The 18,746-nt window shown below is 65.0% G+C and carries 13 protein-coding genes and 1 pseudogene; 7 read left to right on the forward strand and 7 right to left on the reverse strand.

Going from position 1 to position 18,746, the window contains the following annotated elements:
- Positions 1 to 162 precede the first annotated feature (162 nt).
- Entirely contained in the window at positions 163 to 1,824 is a 1,662-nt protein-coding gene (gene ettA, locus GGR62_RS08135) for an energy-dependent translational throttle protein EttA (RefSeq protein ID WP_064633896.1), read from the forward strand.
- 121 nt (positions 1,825 to 1,945) lie between these two features.
- Here the strand turns inward: ettA and def are convergent, their stop codons facing one another.
- Positions 1,946 to 2,461: a peptide deformylase gene (gene def, locus GGR62_RS08140; RefSeq protein ID WP_184407397.1), complete on the reverse strand. Its 516-nt coding sequence runs from the start codon at positions 2,459 to 2,461 to the stop codon at positions 1,946 to 1,948.
- A 1,250-nt stretch (positions 2,462 to 3,711) separates the two neighbouring features.
- On the opposite strand from def, the gene GGR62_RS08145 reads away from it, so the two are divergent.
- Together GGR62_RS08145 and GGR62_RS08150 are read left to right on the forward strand one after the other, a co-directional pair.
- On the forward strand, positions 3,712 to 4,125 hold the full coding sequence (locus tag GGR62_RS08145; protein ID WP_184407398.1) for a hypothetical protein: 414 nt from the start codon (positions 3,712 to 3,714) through the stop codon (positions 4,123 to 4,125).
- On the forward strand, positions 4,118 to 5,776 hold the full coding sequence (locus tag GGR62_RS08150) for a PA domain-containing protein (protein WP_184407399.1): 1,659 nt from the start codon (positions 4,118 to 4,120) through the stop codon (positions 5,774 to 5,776). Before GGR62_RS08145 ends, GGR62_RS08150 begins: the two co-directional genes overlap by 8 nt.
- Positions 5,777 to 5,892: 116 nt before the next feature.
- On the opposite strand, the gene pncB is transcribed toward GGR62_RS08150, so the two are convergent.
- The 6 genes and pseudogenes from pncB to GGR62_RS08180 all read right to left on the reverse strand — a co-directional run bounded on the left by pncB (position 5,893) and on the right by GGR62_RS08180 (position 13,254).
- A complete protein-coding gene (gene pncB, locus GGR62_RS08155) occupies positions 5,893 to 7,074 on the reverse strand; it encodes a nicotinate phosphoribosyltransferase (RefSeq protein ID WP_184407400.1) in 1,182 nt (393 codons plus the stop codon).
- Positions 7,075 to 7,157: 83 nt separating this feature from the next.
- The gene (locus tag GGR62_RS08160; protein WP_184407401.1) at positions 7,158 to 8,123 is read right to left on the reverse strand and encodes a glycosidase-like protein; all 966 of its coding nucleotides are present in this window, start codon (positions 8,121 to 8,123) and stop codon (positions 7,158 to 7,160) included.
- Positions 8,124 to 8,319: 196 nt separating this feature from the next.
- Positions 8,320 to 9,288, reverse strand: a pseudogene (locus tag GGR62_RS08165) (hypothetical protein); the annotation flags it as partial.
- Positions 9,289 to 9,337: 49 nt separating this feature from the next.
- Positions 9,338 to 11,245: a glycosyltransferase family 2 protein gene (locus GGR62_RS08170; protein WP_184407402.1), complete on the reverse strand. Its 1,908-nt coding sequence runs from the start codon at positions 11,243 to 11,245 to the stop codon at positions 9,338 to 9,340.
- An 11-nt stretch (positions 11,246 to 11,256) separates the two neighbouring features.
- A complete protein-coding gene (locus GGR62_RS08175; RefSeq protein ID WP_184407403.1) occupies positions 11,257 to 12,165 on the reverse strand; it encodes a hypothetical protein in 909 nt (302 codons plus the stop codon).
- Between the two features lie 249 nt (positions 12,166 to 12,414).
- Positions 12,415 to 13,254: a glycosyltransferase family 2 protein gene (locus tag GGR62_RS08180; RefSeq protein ID WP_184407404.1), complete on the reverse strand. Its 840-nt coding sequence runs from the start codon at positions 13,252 to 13,254 to the stop codon at positions 12,415 to 12,417.
- Between the two features lie 454 nt (positions 13,255 to 13,708).
- Here GGR62_RS08180 and GGR62_RS08185 point away from each other — a divergent pair, with 454 nt between their 5' ends.
- From GGR62_RS08185 to GGR62_RS08200, 4 genes are all read left to right on the forward strand, one after another.
- Entirely contained in the window at positions 13,709 to 14,866 is a 1,158-nt protein-coding gene (locus tag GGR62_RS08185) for an aminoglycoside phosphotransferase family protein (RefSeq protein ID WP_184407405.1), read from the forward strand.
- A 32-nt stretch (positions 14,867 to 14,898) separates the two neighbouring features.
- Complete coding sequence (locus GGR62_RS08190) at positions 14,899 to 17,067, forward strand: TonB-dependent receptor (RefSeq protein WP_184407406.1); 2,169 nt, start codon at positions 14,899 to 14,901, stop codon at positions 17,065 to 17,067.
- Between the two features lie 267 nt (positions 17,068 to 17,334).
- Positions 17,335 to 17,910 (forward strand): nicotinamide riboside transporter PnuC, encoded by a 576-nt coding sequence (gene pnuC / locus GGR62_RS08195; RefSeq protein WP_184407407.1) that lies wholly within the window; start codon positions 17,335 to 17,337, stop codon positions 17,908 to 17,910.
- 106 nt (positions 17,911 to 18,016) lie between these two features.
- Positions 18,017 to 18,745: a UTRA domain-containing protein gene (locus GGR62_RS08200; protein ID WP_184407408.1), complete on the forward strand. Its 729-nt coding sequence runs from the start codon at positions 18,017 to 18,019 to the stop codon at positions 18,743 to 18,745.
- Position 18,746: the final 1 nt, after the last annotated feature.

An 18,746-nucleotide genomic window follows, 5' to 3' on the forward strand; every position in this document is an offset into this window, starting at 1 on the left:
TGGAATCGGTTACGAAAATGCCTATTCAGGTAGTAGGTAGGCTGCCGTTTAGCCACATCCCCACCCGGCGCGGCCCCGGGCACTTGCCCGTATAATCGGCGCAATCCCTTTTCCGCTGCCTCCGGCCTCGGCCGGCGGGCTGCTTGCGTCCACGGAGTCCCCATGTCGCAATACATTTACACCATGAACCGCGTCAGCAAGGTGGTCCCGCCCAAGCGGCAGATCATCAAGGACATCTCGCTGAGCTTTTTCCCCGGCGCCAAGATCGGCCTGCTGGGCCTGAACGGCGCGGGCAAGTCCACGGTGCTCAAGATCATGGCCGGCGTGGACACCGACTTCGAGGGCGAAGCCCGCCCGCAGGCCGGCATCAAGGTCGGCTACCTGGCGCAGGAACCGCAACTCAACCCCGAGCACACCGTGCGCGAAGCGGTGGAAGAAGGCGTGGGCGACGTGCTGCAAGCCCAGGCCGCGCTGGATGCGGTGTATCTGGCCTATGCCGAAGAAGGCGCCGATTTCGACGCCCTGGCCAAGGAACAGGAACGCCTGGAGGCAATCCTGGCCGCCGGCGATGCGCACACGCTGGAAAACCAGCTGGACGTGGCCGCCGATGCGCTGCGCCTGCCGCCGTGGGACGCGGTGGTCGGCAAGCTGTCCGGTGGTGAAAAGCGCCGCGTGGCGCTGTGCCGCCTGCTGCTGCAGAAGCCGGACATGCTGCTGCTCGACGAACCGACCAACCACCTGGACGCCGAATCGGTGGAGTGGCTGGAGCAGTTCCTGGCGCGCTACACCGGCACCGTGGTGGCGGTCACGCATGATCGCTACTTCCTGGACAACGCCGCCGAGTGGATCCTGGAACTGGACCGTGGTCGCGGCATTCCGTGGAAGGGCAACTACACCGACTGGCTGACCCAGAAGGACGAGCGCCTCAAGCAGGAAGACAACCAGGAAAAGTCGCGCCAGAAGGCGATCCAGAAGGAACTGGAATGGTCGCGCCAGAATGCCAAGGGCGGCCGCACCAAGGGCAAGGCGCGTCTGGCCCGCCTGGAAGAGCTGCAGTCAGTGGACTACCAGCGCCGCAACGAAACCAATGAAATCTTCATCCCGCCGGGCGAGCGCCTGGGCAATGCGGTGATGGAATTCAAGAACGTCTCCAAGAAGTTCGGCGACCGTCTGCTGATCGACAATCTGTCGATGATCGTGCCGCCCGGCGCCATCGTCGGCATCATCGGCCCCAACGGTGCCGGTAAGTCGACCCTGTTCAAGATGATCACCGGCGCGGAGAAGCCCGATTCCGGCGAGATCGTGGTCGGCCCGACCGTGCAGCTGTCGTACGTGGACCAGAGCCGCGACAAGCTGGAAGGCAACCACAACGTGTTCCAGGAAATCGCGGGCGGCCTGGACATCCTCAACATCAACGGTGTGGAGATCCAGTCGCGCGCCTACATCGGCCGCTTCAACTTCAAGGGCCAGGACCAGCAGAAGATGGTCGGCTCGCTGTCCGGTGGTGAGCGCGGTCGTCTGCACATGGCCAAGACCCTGCTGCAGGGCGGCAACGTGCTGCTGCTCGACGAACCGTCCAATGACCTGGACATCGAAACGCTGCGTGCGCTGGAAGATGCGTTGCTGGAATTCCCCGGCAACACCTTCGTGATCTCGCATGATCGCTGGTTCCTCGATCGCATCGCCACCCACATCCTGTCGTTCGAAGGCGACTCGCACGTGGAGTTCTTCCAGGGCAACTACCGCGAGTACGAAGAAGACAAGCGCCGTCGCATGGGCGATGACGCAGGCCCCAAGCGCCTGCGCTTCAAGGCGCTGAAGTAAGCACGACAAGGCAAGACGACAAGGGCGCCGCAAGGCGCCCTTTTTATGTGTGCATGCGCCGCAGCAGCGGCTGATCGAACCGCGACATACCTAGCGACGCAACATGCGTCCGGACCCTGCGTTAGAGGTCGTACGACAACACGTCCTCGAAGCCGAAGGTATCGAAATTTTCGATCCGCGAGGGGTACAAGCGGCCAACTAGGTGATCGTATTCGTGCTGCACCACCCGTGCATGGAAGCCTTCGGCTTCGCGCTCGATCGGACTGCCGTCCGGCGCAAAGCCACGATACCGAATGACGCGATAGCGCGGAATCACCGCACGCAGGCCGGGAATGGACAGGCACCCTTCCCAACCGTTTTCCATTTCCTCCGATAGCGGCTCGATCTGCGCATTCGCCAACGCGGTGCGTGGCACTGCCGGCGCTTCGGGGTAACGTTCGCTGGCTTCGAACCCGAACACCATCAATTGCAGATCCACCGCAATCTGCGGTGCGGCCAAGCCGACGCCACGTGCATCGTCCATGGTTTCGAACATGTCGGCCACCAGGGTGTGCAGCGCGTGACTGCCGAGATTGGTGACCGGTGGCGCAATACGCAACAGGCGCTTGTCGCCCATACGGATGATCTGGCGAATCATGCGGGTGCTCCTGGAAAAACATGGCGCCGATTCTAGAGCGTGCTGCGCATGGTGAAGTGAGTGTGAGATGGCCTGCTCATGCGGTGCGGGTCATCGAGAGCAGTTGCTCATGGCACGGTTACCGGCAATCGAAAAAAGCCGCTACCCGAAGAGGCGCTTCGATGTTATGGCCACTCCAGCGGCGCACTGCTCTGACAGCCCCTCCCCGGCATGCCGCTGTCTTGGTCGAGTCGCGGCGATAGTGCCCCCATCCGCCCTTCGGGCACCTTCCCCCGCACGCGGGGGAAGGACGCTGGATCGATCGAGGGTCATCGAGAGCAGCTGCTCATGGCATCTGCCCCGGCAATCGAAAACCGCCACTTGAAGATGCGCTTCGACGTTATGGCCACACCAGCGGCGCATTGCTCTGGCCGGCCCCTCCCCCGGCATGCCGCTGTCTTGGTCGAGTCGTGGCGATAGTGCCCCCATCCGCCCTTCGGGCACCTTCCCCCGCGCGCGGGGGAAGGGAGCTGGATCGATTGAGAAATAAGGGGTCTCCCTGCGCGTGGGGAAGGGCGCTGGATCGATCGAGAAGTAAGGCGTCCCCCTGCGCGTGGGGAGAGGGAGCTGGATCGATCGAGAAATAGGGTCTCCCCCTGCGCGGGCGGAAGGGAGGTGGATCGATCGATGAGTAAGGCCGGTCTGCGTGCGGGCACGCGAACTGGGGCGATTGCGGAAGACGCCATCACCCGCTTGCGGGGAACGGCATGCAAATCGAATGCGAGCCCCTCTCCCGCTTGCGGGAGAGGGGTTGGGGTGAGGGGACGGCGCAAGGCCCAAGGGCATTCCAACTCCACCAGCACTTCGCATCCCCCCTTCATCCACTGCCGCGAAGCACGCTCTCCGGAAGCAAAGGCATCTGGCGTCGGAGCCTTGCCTGCGGGTTGCGCTGACCAAGCAGATGCCACGGTGATCGACAACCCCGACATGGCTGAAAGCCGGTTTCTATCCGCCAGCTGCCTGCCGGCAGATTCGGGCCAAAACCCGGCTTATCCGGGCCCAACCGCTGTTGTCGACCGTATGAAATCCGGAATGACAAGCGCCCTGCTGACTATTTCAGGCCACAACTTCGCAATTGGGGCCTTGCATGTCAAAAGATTGACACATCTCACAGATTCATGTTTCAGTCATCAACAGACTGAAACGAAAGGATTCTCCCGAGCGCCGGCATCAGCACGGCGTTATTCCCTGTTGGACTCAAGGAAATTCCCATGATCCACGTTCGCAAGCCCGGATGGATGCTGTCCGGCATGTTGTGCATTGCCTGTCTGCCGGCCGTGGCCGCAGCACAGGATGTCGCGAGCAGCAGTTCCAAGGTCGGTATCGACCCCACCACCGGCAAGTTACGTGCACTCACCGCTGCCGAAAGCGCCGCGCTCGACCAGCAGGCCAACACGGCGGCACGCAGCAGTGCCGCACGCTCCAACATCCCACAGACAGAAGCCGCCGCACGCGCGACCGAACGACGCCTGCCCAACGGCACCGTGGCGCGCAAGTTGCCGGCCACGCAAATGAGCTCGCTGGTGGCAACCCGTCAGGCCGATGGCCGCATCGTGATCGAACACAGCGACGACGCCGACGCCCAGCCCGCCCACGCCGAGCACGGAGCGCTGCCGCATGAATAAGCCACTGTTGCTGCTCTCTCTTGCCGTTGCCGCCGCCCTGGCACCGCTGCATGCCTCGGCCGCCACCGTCACGCTCATCAATGGCGATGCCGGCACCAGCGTGGGCTTGAACGATCCGTCCGCCGTCGCGCCGTTAGGCGGCAATCCCGGCCGCTCGGTCGGTGAGCAACGTCGCATCGCCTACCAGTACGCGATGGACCTGTGGGGCGCGGTGCTGCAGAGCAATGTCGAGATCAAGGTGTATGCCTCGTTCGCGCGGCTGACCTGCACCGCCACCGGCGGCACGCTGGGCCAGGCCGGGCCGAACTGGATCGTCAACGACTTCCCCGGCGCCAAGGCCAACACGCTGTATCCGTCCGCGCTGGGCGATGCGATCGCCGGGCAGGATCTGGTGCCCGATCCGAACGATCCGGCCGACGTGTTTTCACAGTTCAACGGCGATCTGGGCAAGCCCGACTGCCTGGCCGGCTCGGGCTGGTATCTGGGCCTGGATGGCAAGACGCCCGAAGGCCAGATCAACTTCCTCAACGTGGTCATGCACGAGATCGGCCACGGCCTGGGCGCGGCGGGCTTTCTCAACAAGACCACCGGTGTGCTGGGCTCGGGCACTGGCTTGACCGACGTGTATACCGCGCAGGCCTTCGACAACGTGCAGAACAAGCGTTTCGACGACCCGACCATGACCGATGCGTTGCGCGCCGAAGCGATGCGTACCCCCGGCCGCACCGTGTGGGCCGGCACCCGCGTCAACCGCGAGGCGGCCCTGATCCTGGATCCGCGCACCTTGTTGCAGGTGAGCGCACCGGCCAGCGCGGCGGGCAAGTTCGAGGTGGGTTTTGCCAGCTTCGGGCCGCTGGCCAATGCGACCAATTTCCCGGCACGGTCGGTGGTGACCGTCGATGATGGCGTTGCTGCCGCATCGGCCAGCGATGGCTGCGAAACACCGTTCGTCAACGCCGCGGCGGTGGCCGGCAAGGTGGCACTGATCGATCGCGGCACCTGCGCGTTTGCGATCAAGGTCAAGAACGCCCAGCTCAATGGCGCGGTCGGGGTGATCGTCGCCAACAACGCCGCCGGCGTGCAGACGATGGGCAACGCAGCGCCGCCGATCGACGACATCACCATTCCGTCGGTGATGGTGTCGCAGACCGATGGTGCGCGCCTGAAAGCCAGCACCGCAGTGATCGCGGCGCTGTACGAAGACCCGGAGCTGTTGCAGGGCACCGACAGCGCAGGCCGGACGCGGCTGTACGCGCCCAGCGTGGTGGCCGGCGGTTCGACGTTCTCGCACTTCGATACCGATCTGCAGCCGAATGCGTTGATGGAACCGTTCGACACACCGGAAGTGCAGGCGCATCTGAACATCGACCTGACCCCGGCGATGTTTGCCGACATCGGTTGGACCTTGAATCGTGGACTGGCCAAGTTGGGCAACTGCAATACGCTGGTGCCGACCGTGGAAACCGGCGGTTTGATTCCCGGTGCGAATGTCTCCGCCGAAAGCAGCCTGTGCAAGGCGCAGAACGCGGGCAACCGGTTCGGCTATCTGAGTTGCATGGACGAGCACGTGCGCGAACTGCAGCAGCAGGGCGCAATCAGTCGGCTGCAGCAGGCCGCCGTGTTCGTGTGCGCAACCAAGGTGCGTCCGTAAGCGGCAACCAGGCGCGTACCTGAGCCGATGTAAAGCGAACGGCGCCGCAAGGCGCCGTTCTGCCATCTTCCTGCAAGCGCGCAGATATCAGCAGCGCGCGCATGCGGACCGATGGATCAGCCGCCTGCGGGCATCGGCGGCAACCCGAACACATCGCGCAGATAGCGCAGGTAGCCATCGTCGTCGCACATGCTTTTGCCTGGGGAATCGCTGAGTTTGGCGACCGGCTGGCCATTGCAGCGAACCATCTTGACGACGATCTGCAACGGCATTGGGCCCAGGTCGTTGGTAAGGCTGGTGCCCACCCCGAACGCCAGCCGGCAGCGTGTATGGAAGTGCGCGTACAACCGCATCACCTTGTCGATATTGAGGCCATCGCTGAACACCAGCACCTTGGTCTGCGGGTCGATGCGATGCGCCTGCAGATGCGCAATGACGCGCTCTCCCCATTCGAACGGGTCGCCCGAATCGTGGCGCATGCCGTCGAACAATTTGCAGAAGTACAGATCGAAGTCGCGCAGGAACGCGTCCAGCCCGACCACATCGGACAGGGCGATACCCAGATCGCCACGGTACTCGTGCGCCCACGACTCCAGCGCGGCCACCTGCGAATCGCGCAGCCGCGGCCCCAGTGCCTGGAACGCCTGCAAGTATTCGTGCGCCATCGTACCCAGCGGGGTCAGGCCGTAGTGCTTGGCGAAATACACATTGCTGGTGCCGACGAACTGTTCGCCGAGCCCGTCGCGCAGCAGCGGCAGCAACTCGCCATGCCAGTGCCGCGAATAGCGACGGCGGGTACCGTAATCGGCGATCTTGCAGCCGGCCGGCATGCTGCGCAGGCTGCTCACCTTGTCGCGCAGGCGACTGCGGCCTTGTTCGAAATCCGGCACCGAGGTGTTGCGAAACCACACCTCGTTGATGATCGCCAGCAGCGGCACTTCGAACAGGATGGTGTGCAGCCACGGGCCACGGATGGTCAGCTCGATCTCGCCCGGATGGGTGGTCGATGCCGACAGCTGCAGGTACTTGCGATCCAAGTGGAACAACGCCAGGAAGTCGGCGAAGTCCGGCTTGATGAAGCGCAGGCTGCGCAGGTAGTCCACTTCGTCCTCGCGCAGGCGCAACCGGCACAAGGCATCGATCTCGCGCGAGATCTCGTCGATGAACTGCGCCAGGTCCACGCCGGGCGTGCGGCATTTGAAGCGGTAATCGACCTGCGCGGCCGGGTGCTGATGCAGCACCGCCTGCATCATGGTGAATTTATACAGATCGGTGTCGAGCAGCGAATGGATGATCATGCAGCACGATTATGCCCGCAGCGGCGATGCGCGCGCGTGCAAGCTGCCTGCGCGCACATCAACCAACAACCAACAACCATCGCTCAGCGCGCCAGCACCTGCTGCGCTGGCTTGCCCTGCACGGTGAAGTCGCTGTCGCGCGCGCCGCCGGCTTCGGGGTCGGTATACCAACACCACAGCGCAATGCCCTCCACGCCATGTGAGTGCAATACCGTGCGCCATTGCTGCAGCACCTGCAGTTGCAGACGGGTATCGACCTCGGCGGCGCGTTGTTCCGGGCTTTCCCACGGCGCTTCCAGGCTGCCGCGTGCCGAGCGCAAGCCCAGTTCGGCCACCCACACCGGCTTGCCGACGCGCTGCCCCAACTGCTGCAGACGCTGCGCTGCGGCAGTCATCTCGGCGCGGCGCTGATCGGGGTCTTCGGACAGGCGCGGATACAGGCTGGTCCCCACCGCATCGAACAACGACCAATACCGGAAGCTGTCGGCATGCTCGATGCCGTCGGCGACGTACAGCAGTTTGCCGCGATAGACCTTGCGCACTTCCGCCACCAGGCCGGGCCATTGCGGTGCGTCCTGCAGCGTGCGCAATTCGGTGCCGATCACCAGGGCTTCGGCGTGTTCGTCCTGTGCCAACTGCGCCAGGGGCAGCAACGCGTTTTGATACGCCGCAAACCAGGCTGCCTGGTCGGTGGGCGCGGCCTCTCCGGCCCAATGCCCGGGAATCCACAGATGGACCTTGAGCATCGGCTGCAAGCCGGCGCGACGGCTTTGCTGCAAGGCTGCGCGCATGGACGCCACGCGGCTGTCTTCGCCCAGCACCGGATCGTTCGATTGCGGCGTCGCCTGCCACAGGAATGCCACCAGCAAGACCTTGCTGGCGCCGGTCGCGGCCAGCGCTTGCAGCGAAGTTTCCGCCGTCTGGCTGCCCCACGGCGCGTTCTCGGACACCTTGACGTTGGCGCCCATCCAGGTGGGTGCGGCCTGACCGCAACCGGCGGACAGGCTCAACGCAAGGCACAGCATCGCGCTGAAGCCACGTTTGAACATGGAGACGCTGCCTGCGTGATCCGCATGACCCATCGCATGCAACCGGCTACGGCGCCACGACTGCGGCAGTGGCCGCACGCTCACCGTCCCTGCCGGCAGTCGCCACTTCGCCCGTCGCGCCGTCAACTGCTGCAGGCGGCACGGCGACCAGCGGTTCGCGGTGCGGCAACACCGGATCGTCGGAAGGCGAGCGGATACCCCACCCCTGCGGCTGAGCCCACAGCGCGCCGGCAACACCCAGCGCCAGCAGACAGGTCGCCGCAACGCGGTGGTTTGCGCTCAACGCCCGCAGCAACAGCGCCGCAGGCACCCACAGCAGCAGCAGCATGTCGAAACCGGACCAACCGAACAAGAACGCCAGCACGGCCGCGCTGATCACGGTACCGGCACTGGCCACCACACCGCGTGCCCACAGGCTGAAACTGCACCGTCCCGCCAGCAGCAACACCGGGAAGCAGACCAGGCCGGCCACGCCCCAATGCACCGCCAGCGGCCAGCCCTCGGCGTAAGCGGCCAGCGGCAGCGGCAACGGATGTGCACCGGCAGCGATGCTCGACAAGGTCGGCCATGGCGCGTTGAACAGCACGAAATTGACGTAGGCCCACATGCCGACCAAAAACGCAAACGGCACGTAGCACACCAGATAGAACGACCACGGTGCCTGGCGCAGGATTTCCCGCGGCATCACCAGCAGGAACCAGGGCGCCACCATCGTCGCCAGCGCCAGCGTCTGCAGATCCAGACACAGCAGCACGCACAACCAGCCACCGATGCGCAGATAGGTGAATGGCTCCACCGGCGTGGTCAGCCGCCGCATGGTGCGGCACAGGCCATAGAACGCGAGCAACCCCAGTGCCTGGCTACCGCCGGCGGCGATCGGCAACAGGAACAGCGGATTGCAGCCCACCAGCGCAACCATCACGCTGGCCCAGCCGCGACCGAAACGGTCGGCCAGATCGCGCCACAGCAGCGACAGGAACACCGCATTGGCTACCACCGACATCAATGGCCATACCTGGAACGGCAACTGCAACCGGTGCGCCACCTGGTCGATGAACCAGGACAGCAGGCCGGTGGTCGGCAAGCCGAGCTGTGGCACTACCTGGGCGATGTTGCCGATCGGCTGCACCAACACCGGCCGGCTCAGCAGCGACAACGCCACCAACGCCAGGATGAAAGCCACCATGCCGCTATGGCGAGGTGGCGAGCGCTGCTCAGTCTTCGAGTGCGGCGCGGCGCTCTTGTTCCGAATACTTGCTGATGCCATGAGTGGTCTTCTCCCAATAGAAAGGATTCCGGAACAGCTGCCACAACCCCTTGTAGGCGGCGATCGACTGCAACATCCAATAGAACGGAACCGTCAACGCGTATGGCGCCAGCCGCGCGTAGTCGCGCTTGAATGCGGCGACCAGCGTGATGTAGATAAAAAAGCCATTGGCCAGCAGCAGATTGCCCAGCGACAAGGTGCTCAACCACGGCGGGAAGAAGCGATCGAACTCGGAGGTGCCGGTCAACAGCCAGGTGATGTACATGAACCACAGCACCGGCACGCCCAACGCGGTGAAGAAGCCGCCGCCGATGAAGAACTGAAAGCCCCAGAAGCCCCTGAAACCGGTACTGCGGTACAGATGCACCGGGTCGCGCATGTGCACCAGCCAGGTCTGCATATAGCCCTTGAGCCAACGCGAACGCTGGCGGATCCAGTTGGGAATGCTGACGTTGGCTTCTTCGAACGTGGTGGAGTTCACCACGTTGACGCGGTAGCCGTTCTGGATCAGGCGCACACCCAGGTCGGCATCCTCGGTGACGTTGTACGGATCCCATGCGCGCACCTGGCGCAACACGTCCAGACGGAAGTGGTTGGAGGTGCCGCCCAATGGAATCGGGATGCGCAGATACTCCAGCGCCGGCAGGTAGAAGTCGAACCAGAGCGTGTACTCCAGCGTGAACATCCGCGTCAGCCAGTTCTCGTCGGCGTTGTAGTAGTTCAACCGCGCCTGGATGCAGACCACGTCCTTTTCGGCCTTGCGGAATGCGGCCACCACGCGCTTGAGCTGATCCGGCTCGGGCTTGTCTTCGGCGTCGTAGATGGTCAGCAATTCGCCACGGGCGAAATGCAGCGCGTAGTTGCAGGCCTTGGGCTTGGTCTGCGGCTGCGACGGCGGGACGCGGATGATCTCGAAGAAGGCTTCCAGGCCCAGTTGCTTGGCCGCATCGATGGTTTCCAGATCGTCCGCTTCCAGCACCAGCTTCACGTCGAGCTTGCTGGTCGGGTAATCGAGTTTGCGCAGCGCATTGGCCAGGATCGGCAGGACTTCCGGCTCCTTGTACATCGGCACCAGCACGGTGTAGATCGGCAGGTCGTCGTCGTTGAGCTCGGCAACCTCCGCTTCGGTCACCTTGATGTCGATGCGATGGCGCGAGCCGAACCACACCAGCACCAGCTTCAATCCGAAGGTGGCCAGGAAGCACAACGCCACCAGCACGTTGAGCACGATCAGCGTCGTCACCGGATACAGCACCACCGCGATGACCAGCAAGATGGCCATCAACCAGAACGCCACCTTCTGCCCGCGGATCATCACGTGGCGTGCGGAATAGGTCGGCGCATGCGCGGCCAACAGATTGAGCGCGTTGCCGGTGAGCTGCTGCTCGGCGTGGCGCTGCAGGCTCCAGATGATGTCGAACTTGGCGGTGCCGACAAACCGCACGTCCTTGCCGTAATGCTCGCGCGCCCAGGCGAACAGCGCCGGGTCCGGGTCGGCCACCGCCAGCACCAGCACCCCGCCCTCGCGACGCCACGGCAGCAGCAACCGCTGCGCGTATTGGTCCAGATCGGCAGCGGCGAGCAATTCTGGATCCGGCGATTGCTTGACCAGATCGACGAACTGCAGCCCGAAGTGCTGCGCCACGATGGCGTAGAACCGCTGCGCAGACACGCCGCGCTGGGTCAGGATCACATCGCCCAGACGCGAGTTCCACTGCTGCTGCACGGCCAGCGCCGAACGCAGCTGCGCGTCGTCGATCACGCCGGCCTCCACCAGGGAGCGCCCCAGCATGCCGTGCTCACGGGTCAGATCCGGTACCCGTCCCAGTGCATCCATTTCGTAGCTCACCGCCATTGCCCCTCTCCTTAGAACCGCCACCAGGCGGCCACGAATGGCCCGCCCGCAGCGGCGGTGTTGCGGCCCATGACAGGCTGCTGGTAGCCCACTTGCCATTGGCTGCCGCCGGGTGCGGTGTACAGCGTGGACAACTGCAGCTTGGTGAGGTCGTAATTGGTGCCGGTGGCGACGTAGCCGGTGTCACCCGGTGTCGAGCTGATCACGGTGGTGTCGTTGCGCCCGTTGCCCAGGCCCTGAATGACGTTGAGCTCCCCGATCAGCAACCAGCTCGGGGTCAGGCTCAGGCCGGTGGACGCATCCAGCCGCACTTCGTCGGAGGCGGCACTGCCACGCAGACGCACGGCGCCGCCCAGATCGACGTAGCCGTTGCGCTCGCCCAGCATGTAGCCGCGCCCACGGCTGTAGCGCAGTTCCAGGCCATAGTCGCCAAGGCCCAGGGCCGGATCGCGCCCCGGATTGTTCGGATGGTAGGTCTTGCTCCGGCCATAGGCCGGAATGCTGACCAGCGCCTGCACCGAGCTGCGCCAGTCGTCGTCGGGCGCGCTCGGCAATGCGTAGCGCAGGCCGATTTCCTGATCGGCGAACCCGGTCGTACTGGTGCGGGTACGGCCGTTGCCGCCGTAACTGCTGAAACCGACGTCGGTGAAATAGAAATTGCCGATGACGCTGAGGGTGTCGGTCAGACCATGCTCGACATAGACGTTGAGCTGGTCCTGGCGGCTACGCCCGTTTCCGTCGAAGTCCTGCCCGTCGCCAAACGTCGTGCGATGGTGGGCATCGTTGAACCAACCACGCCCGTCGCTGTGCAGCGCCTTGACGATCACCAGGGTGTCGCCTTCCGGCTGGGTCCAGGCACCGGCGACGGCAGCGCCCGGAAACCCGGCCAACGCGCAGCTGGTGGCGAGCAGCGCAGCCAAGGGACCGGAGCGCCGGGATTTTGGCAGACGTTGGGAGATGCAGCAGACTGGACTGCAGCGCGATGCGCTCGTGCGCACAACACCGCACCGCAGGCGCGGGGCGTTCATAAGAGACATTTTTCGGTTCCTGGCGGGGGGCCTGGACGGGACAGGATGCGAGCTGAGTCACAGTTCTGACGGCAACGTATCACAGATGCGGGCAGGAACTCTCACAGAACGTCAACATTTTGACACCCGTTCAGTGGACCGCTACGAACGCGAAAGCAGCCGTGGAAGTTGCGCGGCGGCATGGGCCCAGATCGCCAGCCAGACGCCGCATCGGGTCGTCACGCCGCGCTGGCGTGCCTCGAACTTGCGGAAATAGCGCCACAGCCCGCGGTGCTTATGCCATTCCACAAAAAACGGCCGCGCGCGGCTGGAGACACCGCGGACGTGCACCACCTGCAGATCGTTGGCCACCGCGACCAGCGCGCCGGCCTGGCGCGCACGCCGACACAGGTCCAGGTCTTCGGCATGCAGGCGGTAGGCAGCATCCCAGCCGTCGAGCCGGTCGAACAGGCTGCGTTGCATCAGCATCAATGCACCGGAAATCGCGTCCACCGTCTGTAACGCCGCAGACGGGTCGGCGGGCACCGCCAACTGCGCGGCGGCACGCGGTGCGCGCAGCATTGCGGCAAAATCCGGGTCGCGGCGACGCACCGCCGCATCCGGCCGGCCGTGTTCGTCCACCTGCTCCACCCCCAGCAGCACGGCCGCATGCCCGGCCGCGCGTGCGCACAGTTGCGACAAGGTGTCGCGCTCGACCATCAGGTCCGGGTTGATGAAGACCAGCCAGGGCGCCCGCGAATCGCGCGCACCCTGGTTGCAGGCGCTGGCGAAGCCGGGGTTGTCCGGATTGGCGATGAAGTGCAGCCGCGCATCCGCCACCGCATGCCGTTGCACGACCTCCAGGGTATCGTCGCTGGAGGCGTTGTCGACCACCCGGATCTCGCTGATGCCCTCGGCCGCACGCAGCCGCGACAGGCACGCATCGATGGTGCTGCTGCTCTGATAGGTGACGACGACAGCGGCGATCTGGACAGAGCTCATCCGGGCATTATCCGGTGCCGGGGCTGCGCAGCGCTATCGCGGACTGCGGGGGCAGGCGCCATGACTGCTGCCACGAACCGACGACAGCGCACGCATCCGGCGCGCCATTGTGCCGATTGCAACCGGCATCAACGGCAAACCGGCATGGCGAGCGACGGCCGCAGGGAGCATACTGCGCGCCCGAAGCCGCCAGGCGGCTTGCATCGACGCCGCCAGCGGCGCTCTTCCAACACGTAAATCCTTGAGATGACGGCCAGCGACCTTTCGGTTTCGCGCTGCCTTTTCACTCCATGCGTCGCGACCGCTTGATGGTGCGCGCGACGCACCGACGGCCCGGCAGCGCCGTCCCTGTTGTTGCTGGCAGACACGCCGGATTCGCCTCGTCGGCCCCCTCTTCCTGGTCTATACCAATGCATCGCCCGGCACGCCGCGCATGCGTGCCGAAGGTGTGCGCATGAGCGCGCAGCATCAAGTGCACGGCATGAGCCTGGAACTGGCGCTGCCGGACTGGCCGGCATTGACCCGCGACGAGATCCAGCGCGTCTTGCGGCACGTCCCTGCGCTGGGCGATCCGGGCGCCGTGTACTGGCACAGTGCGCGGCCCTTTTCCGCCGCCGCCAGCGTGCAGACCGCATCCGGCGCGATCATCGTCAAGCGCCACCACCACAGCGTGCGCAATGTCGCTACGCTGCGGGAGGAGCACAGCTTCATGGCGCATCTGCGCTGGGCTGGCATGCCGGTGGTGGAGGTGCTGCACGACGCCCAGGGGCGCACCGCGCTGGCTGACGGTGAGTGGGTCTACGAAGTGCAACGCATCGGCGCCGGGCACGATCTCTATCGCGATGCGTTGTCATGGACACCCTTCCTCGACGTGGCGCATGCGCACGCCGCTGGCGCGGCGTTGGCGCACCTGCACCGCGCCGCGCAGGGCTTCGATGCGCCTGCGCGCTCCACCACCTTGCTGGTGGCCAATCTGCACCTGTTCGCGCAGGCCGACCCGCTGCAGGCGCTGCAACGTGCGCTGCTCACGCGGCCGGGCTTGGCCGCAGCGCTGCAGCACCGCCCCTGGCAACGCGACCTGGCAACCCATGTGCTGCCATGGCATGCGCAGGCATGGCCACGATTGTCTGCACCTGGCGCCCTGCCGCCGCTCTGGACGCATGGCGACTGGCATGCGTCCAACCTGCTGTGGGACACGCGCGACGGGCACACCCGGGTCAGCGCGATCTTCGATTTCGGATTGAGCGATTGCAGCAGCGCATTGTTCGATCTGGCCACCGCCATCGAACGCAATCTGATCCCCTGGTTGCGGCTGGACACCGGCGCGCGTGCGCAGGCCGAGTTGCCCCAGCTCGACGCATTGCTGGATGGCTACACGCAGCAGTGCCCGTTGGACGCGAAGCAGGTGTACTGCCTGGCCGCGCTACTGCCGATCGTGCATGCCGACTTTGCACTGAGCGAGATCGAGTACTTCGCCGCCATTACCCGCTCTGCTGCGAATGTCGATATCGCCTATCACCGTTATCTGCTCGGCCACGCGGACTGGTTCGCCAGCGCCGATGGCCAATGCCTGCTCGCGCACCTGCATGCGCGTGCGCGCCAGCTGCAATGAGCATTCCCCTCTTTTCCTTGACGAGTCTGTACATGCCCGCGTCTGCCACCACCCCGCTCCGCCATCGTCCGCTCGTACTGGCACTACTGCTGTGCATCACCACGCCTGCGTTGGCGCAACAACACTCCGATCCGGCAGCGGTCGACCTGGATGCGGTCAATGTGCGTGGTGAGCGCAGCGATGCCAGCACTGCATTGACCGGCTTTGGCGCCACGCGCCTGCAGGATGCGCCCGCCTCGATTGCGGTGATCGATCGCCAGCAATTGCTCGACCGTCAGGCGCGCGTGCTCAGCGAGGTGCTGCGCGCCGATGCCTCCGCAGGCGATGCGTACGCGCCGATCGGCTATTACGAGAATTTCGTGGTGCGTGGCTATTCGCTCAATGCCGCCAACAGTTACCGCATCAACGGCATGAGCGCGGTGGGTGAGCAATCCATCGCACTGGAAAACAAGCAGCAGGTGCAACTCCTCAAGGGTCTGGCCGGGCTGCAATCGGGCGTCAACGAACCGGCCGGGCTGATCGACTACCGCACCAAGCGGCCCGAGCACGTCCGCAGCGTGACCCTGGGCACCGACGAACAAGGCTCGCGCTATGTCGCCGCCGACCTGGGCGACTGGTTCGACGCCGAGCGGACCCTGGGCCTGCGCGTCAACGCCGCACGCGAAGACATCCACAGCTACGTCGATCACGCCGACGGCTATCGCAACTTTCTCTCACTGGCCGGCGACTGGAAGATTACCCCGCAATCGCTGTTGCAGCTGGACGTGGAGTACCAGCATCGGCAGCAACGCTCGGTGCCGGGCTATCAGCTGCTGGGGGGCACGCAGGTGCCGCGCGACATCGATGTGCATCGCCTGCTCGGCTACCAGCCGTGGGCGCGGCCGGTGGAGATGGATTCGCTCAATGCGCAGCTGCGTTACGCCTACCAATTCAACGACAACTGGCGCGCGACCGCTGAAGCATCGCGCAGCCGCTCGAAGATCAACGACTTCTCCGCGTTCGCCTGGGGCTGCTATGGCGCAGCCAGCTGCGCCGATGTCGTCACGCCGAACTTCTTCAGTGCGCAGGGCGAGTACGACGTCTACGACTACCGCAGCCCCGACGACACCCGCGTACACGATCAACTCCGCGCCACGCTGGAAGGCCATGTCGTCAGCGGCGCGCTCGAGCACCACCTGAGCATCGGCGGCGACTGGCTACGCCGCACCATCGACCGCTACGGCTCGGTCAATGAATTCATCGGCAGCGGCAGCATCGACCGCGACCCGGCAGTGTTTGCGCAAACCGAGGTGCCGCTGGATCCGAAGCAACGCCGCCTGGATAGCCGTCAACGCGCGTTGGTGATGGCCGACCGCATAGGTCTTGGGGCGCAATGGGAGTTGTCGCTGGGCGCGCGGTATCTGCGCCTGGACGAACGCAGCTTCGATCGCGATGGCATCCTGGAGCGACGCACCCGCAAGGACGTGGTGCTGCCGCAGGCGGCGCTGCTGTTCAAACCGCAGCAGCAGGTCGCGTTGTACGCCAGCTACGCCAAGAGCCTGGCCGCCAGCGGCACCGCGCCGTGGTTTGCCGACAACGCCGATGCGATCCTGCCGCCGACCAATGCGTATCAGCTGGAAACCGGCGCAAAAATCGACCTCGACGGCCTGCGCCTGGGCGCGGCGCTGTTCGACATCCGCCAGGCCTACCAGTTCACCCAGCCGCAGGCCGATGGTGGGTTGCGCTACGTGCAACAAGGCCGCCTGCACAACCGTGGACTGGAACTGTCCGCCGACGGCGCAGCCACCGAACAGCTGCGCCTGTTCGCCAGCATCGCAGCGATCCGCGCACGTGCCGAAGACACCGGCATTGCCGCGTACGAAGGCCATCAGGCGATCAACGTACCCAAGCTGCGCGCCAGCGTGCAGGCCGACTACAGCGTGCCCGGCATCGAGGGATTGGCGCTGCTGGCAGGCGTGCAATACAGCGGACGCAAGTTCGCCGATCGCCTCGGCAATGCCAATGTACCGGCCTATACCTTGACCAACCTGGGCGCGCGTTATGCCACCGCACTGGGCGGCTTGGCGACCACCTGGCGCGTGAACGTGGACAACGTGTTCGACACGCGTTACTGGCGCGATTCCGGCGAATACGAGGGCGACGCCTATCTGTTTCCCGGCGCGCCACGCACGGCGCGTTTGACGGTGCAGGTGGATTTTTGAGGCTTGCCCCCCCCATCCGCCCTGCGGGCACTTCCCCCGCAAGCGGGGGAAGGACGTCGACGCGACAGCACGTGCACTTGTGCGTGCCTCAGCCACTGGCTGAAGGCAGCGGGTGCCAGCCGAAGACAGTGGCTCAGTGGTGAGCGCACTGCGGCGTTTACATTGCGCGCAGATTCGAGGCACCGCGCGGCATCCACTTTCGATTGCACCACTGTTTCGTACGGCCCGCCGCTCTTCCACAACTCTCCACTTTCCATCAGGCATTGCATGTCGTTGCTCGAATCCATCGCCGTCGTAATCAACCTGCTCGGCGTATGGCTGACCGCGCGCCGTATCCGCTGGTGCTGGCCGGTCGGCATTGTGGCGGTGGCGCTGTATGCATGGCTGTTCTATCAGTGGAAGCTGTACTCGGACATGCTGCTGCAAGGCGTCTACGTGCTGACCCAGCTGTACGGTTGGTGGCAATGGCAGCGCGGAATGAACGCAGACACGCGCATTCGCCCGTTGCCGATGCCACAACCGGAACTGTGGATCTCGCTATGCATCGGCGCCCTGTTCGCCGCCGCGCTCGGTGCCTACATGCATCACCGCACCGATGCGGCGCTGCCGTGGCTGGATGCGGCATTGGCCAGTTTCAGCCTGGTCGCCAGCGTGTGGGCGGCGCGCAAGCGCATTGCCAACTGGGTGCTGTGGATCGTGCTCGATTGCATCTACGTGGGCGTGTTCGTCAGCAAGGGCTTGTATCCCACTGCGCTGCTCTATGCCGGCTTCGTACTGCTGGCGCTGTATGGCTGGCGCAGTTGGAAAACCCAACAGCAGCAGAACCTGGCCAGCGCACGCTAAAGCCCGGCGCGGTTTGCAGCCGCGTTCTTCTTTACCATCGCCGCATGCGCCTTCTTCCACCCAACCCCTCGCAGCCCGATGGCGTGCTTGGCCCAGGACTGCCTGCATGAGCGTGTCGCGCCAACACACCATCACCGAAATCGTCTCCGCACAGATCGCCGCCGGCGAGTGGGGGCCGGACCAGCGCCTGCCGGTGGAGCGCGAGCTTGCCGAGCGTTTCGGCTGCACACGCATCACCTTGCGCGAGGCCTTGCAGCAGCTGGAAGCCGAGGGCCGCATCTACCGCGAGAATCGGCGCGGCTGGTTTGTCAGCGCACCGCGCGTGCGTTACGACCCCACCAGCATTGCAGGGTTCATGCAGTACGTGGCCGCGCAAGGGCGCAAGCCACGCACCGAACTGTTGCGTGCCACCCGGCAAGTCGCCGGTACTGCCTACGCGGCGGCGTTGCAGTTGCAGAGTCCGCACGAAGAGGTGTTCGTCCTGCAGCGCCGGCGCTGGATCGACCGCCGCGCGGTGCTGCTGGAAACCAATGTGGTACTGGCGACCTGGGCGCCTGGCCTGCTGGAGCACGATCTGGCCGGCTCGCTGTCCAGCGTGTTCAACCAGAAACTGGGCCTGTTCCTGAGCCGCGCGCAGTTGTCGATGCATCCGGCCGGGCTGGACGCCGCGCAAGCCCTGTTGCTGCAGTCCACCACCGGCACGCCCTGCTTCCGGCTGCAGCGGATTAGCTACGCCGAAGACGGCCGCGCGGTGGAGCTGGATATCGAATCCTGGCGCCACGATGCGCTGGATGTGGTGGTACGCACCGAGGCACCGATGCGGTCGGCTTCTTGAG

This window comes from Xanthomonas sp. 3075 (assembly GCF_014197275.1).
In the GTDB taxonomy this organism is placed as follows: Bacteria; Pseudomonadota; Gammaproteobacteria; order Xanthomonadales; family Xanthomonadaceae; genus Xanthomonas; species Xanthomonas campestris_B.

Bases quoted from the DNA above. Each gene is read 5' to 3' on its own strand.
- GGR62_RS08185 (WP_184407405.1), top strand. From the start codon at position 13,709: ATGAGCGCGCAGCATCAAGTGCACGGCATGAGCCTGGAACTGGCGCTG.
- GGR62_RS08180 (WP_184407404.1), bottom strand. From the start codon at position 13,254: ATGAGCTCTGTCCAGATCGCCGCTGTCGTCGTCACCTATCAGAGCAGC.
- GGR62_RS08150 (WP_184407399.1), top strand. From the start codon at position 4,118: ATGAATAAGCCACTGTTGCTGCTCTCTCTTGCCGTTGCCGCCGCCCTG.
- GGR62_RS08190 (WP_184407406.1), top strand. From the start codon at position 14,899: ATGCCCGCGTCTGCCACCACCCCGCTCCGCCATCGTCCGCTCGTACTG.
- GGR62_RS08160 (WP_184407401.1), bottom strand. From the start codon at position 8,123: ATGTTCAAACGTGGCTTCAGCGCGATGCTGTGCCTTGCGTTGAGCCTG.
- ettA (WP_064633896.1), top strand. From the start codon at position 163: ATGTCGCAATACATTTACACCATGAACCGCGTCAGCAAGGTGGTCCCG.
- GGR62_RS08170 (WP_184407402.1), bottom strand. From the start codon at position 11,245: ATGGCGGTGAGCTACGAAATGGATGCACTGGGACGGGTACCGGATCTG.
- pnuC (WP_184407407.1), top strand. From the start codon at position 17,335: ATGTCGTTGCTCGAATCCATCGCCGTCGTAATCAACCTGCTCGGCGTA.
- def (WP_184407397.1), bottom strand. From the start codon at position 2,461: ATGATTCGCCAGATCATCCGTATGGGCGACAAGCGCCTGTTGCGTATT.
- GGR62_RS08145 (WP_184407398.1), top strand. From the start codon at position 3,712: ATGATCCACGTTCGCAAGCCCGGATGGATGCTGTCCGGCATGTTGTGC.
- GGR62_RS08200 (WP_184407408.1), top strand. From the start codon at position 18,017: ATGAGCGTGTCGCGCCAACACACCATCACCGAAATCGTCTCCGCACAG.
- pncB (WP_184407400.1), bottom strand. From the start codon at position 7,074: ATGATCATCCATTCGCTGCTCGACACCGATCTGTATAAATTCACCATG.